This window comes from Halochromatium sp., from assembly GCF_054919635.1.
The window spans coordinates 1-7,958 of the sequence record NZ_JBUDPI010000158.1 but is presented as its reverse complement, the minus strand read 5'-3'; the positions used below and the strand labels follow the sequence as shown (position 1 = coordinate 7,958).

The 7,958-nt window shown below is 62.1% G+C and carries 6 protein-coding genes; 2 read left to right on the top strand and 4 right to left on the bottom strand.

All coding sequences use genetic code 11. The features are described 5' to 3' along the window. Both ACY693_RS10775 and ACY693_RS10770 read left to right on the top strand, forming a co-directional pair. The coding region (locus ACY693_RS10775) for a citrate/2-methylcitrate synthase (protein ID WP_462321831.1) at nt 1-138 on the top strand (138 nt) is incomplete at its 5' end. After that, nucleotides 138-1,589, top strand: a complete 1,452-nt coding sequence (locus ACY693_RS10770; RefSeq protein WP_462321830.1) for a bifunctional 2-methylcitrate dehydratase/aconitate hydratase — start codon at nt 138-140, stop codon at nt 1,587-1,589. The genes ACY693_RS10775 and ACY693_RS10770, both read left to right, overlap by 1 nt. A gap of 199 nt (nt 1,590-1,788) precedes the next feature. Here the strand turns inward: ACY693_RS10770 and ACY693_RS10765 are convergent, their stop codons facing one another. From ACY693_RS10765 to ACY693_RS10750, 4 genes are all read right to left on the bottom strand, one after another. Then, nucleotides 1,789-3,066 (bottom strand): agmatine deiminase family protein, encoded by a 1,278-nt coding sequence (locus tag ACY693_RS10765; protein WP_462321829.1) that lies wholly within the window; start codon nt 3,064-3,066, stop codon nt 1,789-1,791. 206 nt (nt 3,067-3,272) lie between these two features. After that, nucleotides 3,273-4,934, bottom strand: a complete 1,662-nt coding sequence (locus tag ACY693_RS10760; RefSeq protein ID WP_462321828.1) for a glycerol-3-phosphate dehydrogenase/oxidase — start codon at nt 4,932-4,934, stop codon at nt 3,273-3,275. A gap of 74 nt (nt 4,935-5,008) precedes the next feature. Further along, nucleotides 5,009-6,520: a glycerol kinase GlpK gene (gene glpK, locus ACY693_RS10755; protein ID WP_462321827.1), complete on the bottom strand. Its 1,512-nt coding sequence runs from the start codon at nt 6,518-6,520 to the stop codon at nt 5,009-5,011. 445 nt (nt 6,521-6,965) lie between these two features. After that, nucleotides 6,966-7,574 (bottom strand): HdeD family acid-resistance protein, encoded by a 609-nt coding sequence (locus ACY693_RS10750; protein ID WP_462321826.1) that lies wholly within the window; start codon nt 7,572-7,574, stop codon nt 6,966-6,968. Nucleotides 7,575-7,958 lie beyond the last annotated feature (384 nt).

Sequence of the window (7,958 nt, the reverse complement as noted above, 5' to 3'; positions counted from 1 at the left end):
CTGTTCGTGATCTCGCGCGTTACCGGCTGGGGCGCGCATGTGATCGAGCAGCGCGAGGATGGCAAGATCATCCGTCCATCTGCCAACTACACGGGTCCCGAGAATCGGCCCTGGGTTCCGATTGAGGAGCGTTCTTGATGAGCAAAGCCGCCACCCTGGACGCCTCGCGTCCCAAGTACGACGAGGTGATCCAGCAGATCACCGATTATGTGCTGAACTTCGATGTCCGCCAGAGCCGCGAGGCGATGGAGACCGCCCGCTACGATTGGATGGACAGCGTTGGCTGTGCGCTCTTGGCGCTGAACTATCCGGCCTGCACCAAATTGCTCGGACCGATGGTGCCCGGTACCCAGGTGCCGGGGGGCTCCCGCGTACCAGGAACCTCCTACGAGCTCGATCCGCTGCGCGCCGCCTGGAACATCGGCGCCATGGTGCGCTGGCTCGACTACAACGATACCTGGCTGGCAGCGGAGTGGGGCCATCCTTCCGATAATCTCGGCGCGATCTTGGCGCTGGCGGATTTTCGCTCACGTCAAAACGGCTCGCGTGGTGGAGTCTCGGTCAGGCTCGGCGATGTGCTGCGGGCGATGATCAAGGCGCACGAGATCCAGGGCGTGCTCGCGCTCGAGAACAGCTTCAATCGGGTCGGGTTGGATCATGTGCTGCTGGTGCGCATCGCTTCGGCGGCGGTCTCGGCGGCGATGCTCGGTTGCAGCCGCGATGAGGTGTTGAGTGCTGTCTCTCACGCCTGGCTGGACGGCTCGGCGCTGCGGACCTATCGGCATGCGCCCAACACTGGGCCGCGCAAATCCTGGGCGGCGGGCGATGCGTCGGCGCGTGGGCTATTCCTGGCATTGGTCGCTGCCAGCGGCGAGATCGGCTATCCATCGGCCTTGACGGCCAAGGGCTGGGGCTTCCAAGACGTCAGCTTTAGCGGCAAGCCGATCCGCTTGCAGCAGCCCTTCGGCACCTATGTGATGGAGAACGTGCTGTTTAAGATCAGCTATCCGGCCGAGTTCCATGCCCAGACCGCGGTCGAGGCGGCGATCAGCCTGCATCCGCAGGTCAAGGACCGGGTCGATCAGATCGAGCGCATCCTGATCGAGACCACCGAATCCGGTGATCGGATCATCAACAAGACCGGACCGCTGAACAATCCGGCGGATCGCGACCATTGCCTGCAATACATGGTCGCGGTGCCGCTGATCCAAGGCAGCCTCAGTGCCGATGACTACGAAGACAGCGCTGCCGCGAATCCGCTGATCGATCAGCTGCGCGCCAAGATGGAGGTGGTTGAGAACGAGCGCTTCACCCGTGAGTACCTAGAGCCAGATAAGCGTGCGATCGGTAACGCCGTGCAGGTGTTCTTCAGCGATGGCTCAAGCACCGAGAAGGTCAGCGTCGATTATCCGGTTGGTCATCGGCGCCGTCGCGCCGAGGGCATCCCATTGCTCGAGGCCAAGTTCGAGCGCTACCTGCGCGGGCGCATCAGTCAGAAGAGCAGCGACCAGATCCTCGCGCTCTGTGCCGATCAAGCGGCCTTCGAGGACTGCTCGGTGGAGCGCATGATGACCCTGTTGAGTCTGTGAGCAAAGGAGGATCGCCATTCCGCCTGATCGCCTGAGCACAAGCGCCGTGGGAGCTTGCCGATGAATCAAGGTTTGTGCGCGGTGCAGCAAGCCGAGGGCATTGGCCTGAGGCGAAACCTCGCTAGGGCAGTGTCCATCATTTGCATCCCTGAGCCGCCGCGACCGGTCGCTCCGAAATCGAGCAGCCATTTCTGAGCAGTCACTCAGTCGGTAATTGCATGGTGATGCAGTGCAGGCTGCCGCCTTGGCGAATCAGCGGTCGGCAATCCACGGGCTCGATGCGTCGGCCCGGAAAACACAGGGCTAGGCGCTCGCAGGCCAGGGTATCCGCGGGGTCGTCGTAGACCGGGACGAGCACGGCGCGGTTGATGATCAGGAAATTGGCATAGCCAGCGGGCAAGCGCTGGCCATCCTCATCATGGATGGGTGCCGGTTGCGGAAGGGCGACCAAGCGATAGGGCTCGCCGTTGCGCTGGCGCAGTGCGCGCAGCTCGGTTGCAAGCCGCTCCAATGCGGGATGATCCGGGTCGCGCGGATCATCGCTCGCCGCATAGCAGATGGTCTGCGGATCGCAAAAGCGGGCGAGGGTATCGATGTGCCCATCGGTATCATCGCCGCTGAGCTGGCCGTGCTCGAGCCAGAGGAAGCGCTCGATACCCAGTCGCTCCCGCAGCTCGGCCTCGATCGCCGCCTGGCTCCAACCTGGGTTGCGCTTGGGATCGATGATCGTTCGGCGCACGGCAAGCAGGCTGCCGGCGTCGTCGGTTTCGATAGCGCCGCCTTCGAGTACCAGAGGGCTTGATTCCAGGTGGTCACGGGCGCTGTTCACGCCGGCGTCTCTGAAAACGGACGCGTTGGGGGATGTGCTGGGGCTTGCCGCTGGTTGAGCCAACTGCGCTCGGTCTGGCGCTGCAAAATCGGCACGGTCTGCAACGTCTGTGCAGTCTGCAAAGCCACCGGCGGCGAACACCTGCGAGGTGATCCGATCATCGAGCTCGGCTGGATGCTTACCACCCCAGCCGTTGAAGCGGAAGTCGATCAGGATGCGCGCGTTGGTGGCGCGATCGATGACGCTGATCGGCCCATGATCGCGCGCCCAGCTGTCGTTACTCGGGGCAACGGTAAACCGAATACGCCCTTGCCCGTTCTGACCCTTGGCGCTGGCTTCAGCTCCGACATCGGCTTCTGGTTTGGTCTTCGCTGCTTCGACTGGTGCAGCCTCAGCTCCAGCGCTAGTTCTAGTTCCGACAGCGGCGCAATCCTTGTCCGGTGATTCACTCAGCTGCGCTTGGATCATCTGCCGATGCGCCTGATCCCGGCAGACGATCAGGAGATCCTCCTCTGCAGTGATCAGTCGTGCTAGATGTCGATAGACGCCCTCAACCGCGTCGAGCTGCGCGGCCCAATCGGTATCCCCGTGCGGCCAGGTCAGCATGACCGCCTGTTGCGGCTCCCATTCGGCAGGTAGATGGCGCATTGTTATCGTGTTTCCTGCTCTGATCGTCGGATCAAGTGTCGGGTGAGCATCTGATCGATCTATCGTCGCGACATCCGACATTCGGCCGATATCCAGAGGTCAGCCTTTCCCATGCGCAGAAATCCATCGAAGGTCATTGCATGCCTCACTGTTAGCCGGGCAGCCCGCGATGCGATCTCTCTGGCCGTGCTGGGGGTCATCTCAAGTTATGCAGCTGCGGGTGTCTGCTGTGACTGAGCTGGCGTGACCTCGCAATCCTTGCAGAAATACTCGTCATAGCGCGCCTTGGCCTGATCGCCGAACAGGATCTTGCAGGCTTCCATCAGGCCCTCGGCATGCTGGATGGTCGGGCGTGGGATGACGAGTGCAATCTTCGAGCGCCGGCGCAAGAAATCTTCCAGCTTGACGATCAGCTCCTGGCGCTTGGCAAGCTGGATCTCGCAGCGCGTGTAATCGGTACCCTTGATCAGCACCTCGGCCTGGCTCGGGTCTTCGCGGATCTGCGCCAACAGCTCGAAGGCCTGCTGGTCGTAGCGACGCCAGAGCCGGCTGGAGAGCGGCTCGATCGAATCCGGCGAGGTGTAACTGTCCAGATCCATCAGCCGCGCTTGATGCATGTACTCCTCGTACACCGAGCGATGCGGCTCGCCATACCAGCGGTAGCGCGCGTGTGGCAACGCGATGCCAAGCTCGGCGGCGATCTCCGAGACCTCGTTGCCGACATTGACGCAGTCGGTCAGCTTGCCGCCGTAGATCGAGACATGCGCATGCCCGCGGTCGACGTCGATCTCGTGCTTGCGCGAGAGCTGCATCCAGTCGCGCTCGCCGTCGCCTTCGTCGTCACCCTTGCGCTTGACTACCAGCGGACGTACGCCGCAGCGCTCGGCGATGATGTCGGCCCGGGTCAGCGGTCGCGCTAGGTTCAGCCGCTTGTTGATGTTCTCGAGCACAAAATCCCGATCCTCGTCCGTCACCTCGGTGAACGGACTCTCGACCCTTGTGTCGGTGGTGCCGATACAGGTGCGCACGCCCATCGGGATGACGAAAAACAGCCGCCCGTCATCGGCGAAGAAGGTCAGGATGTGCGGCTCCGGGGTCACCTGCCGCACGATCAGGTGGATGCCCTTGGAGAACAGATGCTGATGCTCGGTCTGCTCGCCGTTGCGCTGATTGAGCCCGTCAGCGAAGGGTCCGGCGGCATTGATGAGCATCTTGGAGCGGATCTGAACGGTCTCTCCGCTCTGGGTATCGCGTGCCGCGGTGACCCAAACACCGTTCTCGCGCCTTGAGCCCAGCGACTCGACATAGTTGGCCGCAATGGTGCCGCGGTCCATCGCCGCGCGCACAAACTGAAACACGAAGCGCGAGTCGTTATCGTGCAGATAGGCATCGGAATACTCGAAGCCGCCCGCCGCCTTGCGGGTGTTGACCACCGGCTCCTCGGAGTCGATACGGCGCTTGGTCAGAAACCGCGGGATGCGCGTGTAGCCGTTACCAAAGAGCCAATAGACCCAGGTGCCCAGCCAAAGGAACAGCGGCGAGAAACGAAACCCCTTGTCGATCGTGGCGAAGAAACGAATCTCTTGCACCCGGCTCGGATAGCTGTCGATGAGATGGTTACGGCTCAGGCACAGCTTGCGCACCAGCCCATAGTCGCCGCTCTCCAGGTACTTGATGCCGCCCCAAGCCAGGTTCGACGACTGCTGACTGGTAAAGCCAGCGAAGTCGCGCTGATCGATCAAGGCCACACTCGCGCCCTTGCCAGACAGCGCGGCCGCCGAGACGGCTCCGTTGATCCCACCGCCGATGATCAGCGCATCGAACACGCGGTCCGGCAATTTGGCGATATTGCTATCCCGTAACTGCATACGTTCCCCCAACAGTCGTCACACATCAGGCATCAGGCATCAGGCAGCGAGTATCCGCTGATATTCACCGCTCTTCACTCCTCCTCCCGCGCCCAACCCTTCGCCAGCTCCACCGCACGATGCCAGCGCTTGAACAGCTTCTCGCGCTTGGCCTGGTCGATGCGTGGGCGATAGCGCACATCCAGTGCCCACTTCTCGGCGATCTCATCGCGACTCTCCCAGAAACCAACCGCGAGACCGGCCAGATAAGCAGCGCCGAGCGCCGTGGTCTCGATGATGCTTGGCACCTCAACCTTGACGCCGAGGATGTCGGACTGGAACTGCATCAAGACGCTGTTCACCGAGGCGCCGCCGTCGCAGCGTAGTTCCTTGAGCTGGATGCCCGAGTCACGCTCCATGGCCTCGATCACGTCGCGCGTTTGATAGGCCATGCTCTCGAGCGCTGCGCGCGCAATGTGTCCGCGTGTGGTGCCGCGGGTGAGGCCGATCAGCAGCCCGCGGGCGTAAGGGTCCCAATGGGGGGCGCCAAGCCCAACCAAAGCGGGCACGAAGTAGACATCCTCGTTCTCCGGTACCGAGCGTGCGAGCTCGCGCGTCTCCTTCGCGTGCGTGATCATCTCCAGACCATCGCGCAGCCATTGCACGGCTGAGCCAGTGACGAAGATCGCGCCCTCAAGTGCATATTCGACCGGCTCGTTGCCAATACCCCAAGCGATGGTGGTCAAGAGTTGCTCGTTGCTTGTCACCGCCTCAGTGCCCGTGTTCATCAGTACAAAGGAGCCGGTGCCATAGGTGTTCTTGGCCATGCCGCGCTTGTAACAGGCCTGACCGAACAGCGCCGCCTGCTGATCGCCTGCAATGCCGGCGACGGGGATACCGTGCGTGCCGAAGAACATCTGCGGATCGGTCTCGCCATAGACCTCTGACGAAGGCCGCACCTCCGGCAGGATCTCAGCGGGAATATCCAGCAGCTCCAACAGCTCCTCATCCCAGCGCAGCTCGCGGATGTTGTAGAGCAGGGTGCGCGAGGCGTTGGAATAGTCCGTGATGTGGGTCTTGCAGCCAGTGAGGTTGTAGACCAACCAGGAGTCGATGGTGCCGAAACAGATCTCCCCACGTTTCGCGCGATCGCGCAGGCCAGGGGTATTGTCCAGCATCCACTTGATCTTGGTGCCGGAGAAGTAGGGGTCGATCACCAACCCGGTCTTCTGCTGAACCGTCTCGGTGTGGCCCTCAGCCTTGAGCTGGTCGCAGAACCCAGCCGTGCGTCGATCCTGCCAAACGATGGCACGGCCGACCGGCTTGCCGTTAGAGCGCTGCCAGAGCACCGCGGTCTCGCGCTGATTGGTAATACCGATGCCTTGGATATCGTTCGGCGAGATCCCTCCGGCCTTCAGCGCCTCGGCGATCACCTTCATGGTCACCAGGATGATCTCCTCGGCATCGTGCTCGACCCAGCCCGGCTTCGGGTAATGCTGAGTGAACTCGGAATAGGCGCGGCTGCGAATCTGGCCGGCGTGGTCGAAGAGCAGCACCGTCGAGCCCGTGGTGCCTTGATCGATCGCGAGGATGACGCCCTCTTTCATCTTATGCCTCCGTCAGTGGTGGTTCCCACTTTGGTTTCTGGATCCCCTCGACAGAAAACAGCAAATGCCGCGCCATGAGCATCGCCTGGCTGGCAGAAGCCGCCTCATGAGCCTCGTCTTAGCAGGAGGTCTTAGCGGGAGTTTTCTGGTTGTTTGGTCGTCGCATCCCTGAGACTCGCAAGGATCGAGCTACGTGGTCTTGCTCGGAATGCTGCCAATACGCGCGCTGCATCGCAGCGTCTGGGTCCTCGGTGTCCGGACGGGCTTCAGTGTAGACGAGTACGCTCGACACGCGAGCTGTGGGGTATCCCTGCCGTTGCCGGCAGAAGGCCGAGGGGAGCCGGCCATGTTGACCGGCTCTTGGCCCAGGCCGTTCGAGCTCAGGAAGTCTGGACTTAGGAGGTCCGAGCTTTGGAAGTCTGAGCTCACGCACTCTGAACAGGGATTAGGCGACGGTTGTGCCGCCTGACGCTTGCCTGTTCTTGCCAGAAGCGCGGGCGGCGAGCGCGATGAACAGATAGGACCAGCCGTTGAAGATGAGCTCGATGGCGATGAACAGCCCGATGATGAAGAGCCCAGACTGCGGCCACTCCGCTAGGATGAGACCACCGAGGATCAACGAGATGATTCCGGAGATCAGCGGCCAGTACCAACCCTGGGCCGGCTTGACCTGAAAGGCGATGATGGCGCGGGCAATGCCAGCCGCGATCAGCATCGCGCCAACGACCAGCGTCAGAGACACCGCGGCGACCACGGGATGGATCGCCATGTACACACCGACGCCCACATAGAGGAGCGCGATCAGCACATGCCAGACGGTGCTCTTCCAGCCTTGGCACTTGAAGGCATCGAGGATCTGGAAGACGCCGCCGATGATGAGCAGCGCAGCGAAGAACACCACCGCCAGCTCGGTCAGCATAAAGGTCATGCCGAGGCCAATGGTGCCGAGGATGATAGAGAAGAGGCCGAAGGCCAGCAGCCAGCCCCAGTTCTTCTCGAGGTCGCCGAAGGGCGGCACAGGGGCTAGCAGGGTATCAGTCTTTGGATCGGTCATCGTGAAATCTCCATCGAGGGTGGGGGAGGGCGCCGCAATAGTAAGGCATTCCTCCATCTCGACAACATGGCCGCGATGCACGGGATGTGCTCAGTCTGGACACCGTTATCCATCGAGCTCGGCTGGCGAGTACCGTCACCGATCTTGCTAATTGTGTCTGGGCGTTGGACTGGGCGTTGAGCTTCCGGATGGTTCTGCTCCCCGTCGAAGGATTCAGGGTACGGTTTGGGGCGAGGCTAGATAAGGCAGACACTTGCGCGACCTAGCCGAGCTGCTCGGAGATGCTGCTGCCTGCCTGCTGAAGGTCTGTGATCCAATCCAATTGGCGGCGCTCGATCGGTGCTGAGATCGAGAGGCCGCCGGCGACGCGGTCGGTGCTGTCGT

Bases quoted from the DNA above. Each gene is read 5' to 3' on its own strand.
- ACY693_RS10765 (WP_462321829.1), bottom strand. From the start codon at position 3,066: ATGCGCCATCTACCTGCCGAATGGGAGCCGCAACAGGCGGTCATGCTG.
- ACY693_RS10750 (WP_462321826.1), bottom strand. From the start codon at position 7,574: ATGACCGATCCAAAGACTGATACCCTGCTAGCCCCTGTGCCGCCCTTC.
- ACY693_RS10760 (WP_462321828.1), bottom strand. From the start codon at position 4,934: ATGCAGTTACGGGATAGCAATATCGCCAAATTGCCGGACCGCGTGTTC.
- ACY693_RS10770 (WP_462321830.1), top strand. From the start codon at position 138: ATGAGCAAAGCCGCCACCCTGGACGCCTCGCGTCCCAAGTACGACGAG.
- glpK (WP_462321827.1), bottom strand. From the start codon at position 6,520: ATGAAAGAGGGCGTCATCCTCGCGATCGATCAAGGCACCACGGGCTCG.